General features: G+C 71.9%; 1 protein-coding gene. It reads right to left on the reverse strand.

The genetic code is table 11. From position 1 onward, the window contains the following. A partial coding sequence (locus tag L979_RS14115) for a relaxase domain-containing protein (protein ID WP_047692911.1) occupies positions 1–345 on the reverse strand: 345 nt, incomplete at both ends.

A 345-nucleotide genomic window follows, 5' to 3' on the forward strand; every position in this document is an offset into this window, starting at 1 on the left:
GCAGCACCCGCCGCAACTCGCCGCCGCTGGTGAGGGTGCGTGCCCATCCGGTCGCGTCCCGGCCGAGCACGCGGCCGGCGCGCTGCCGCCACTCGCCGGTGAGGTCGGCCAGCGACCTGACCTGCTTCTCCGGCCTCGTGGCGAGCGTCGCCTGCGCCCGTAGTTTCAGCACCGTCCGTGCCGAGGGCTGCCGACCGTGCTTGGCGACGTACTCCGCGATCAGGCGGTCTTTCTCGGCCTCGATGTGCCGGGAGCGGGTGGAGAACTCGGTCACCAGTTCGTCGGGCACGCCCTCGATTTCCCAGGCCGGGTTTCGATCCCTGCCTCGCTCGCGCGCTTCCCACT

The sequence above is a fragment of the Kocuria sp. ZOR0020 genome, from assembly GCF_000800955.1.
In the GTDB taxonomy this organism is placed as follows: domain Bacteria; phylum Actinomycetota; class Actinomycetes; order Actinomycetales; family Micrococcaceae; genus Kocuria; species Kocuria subflava.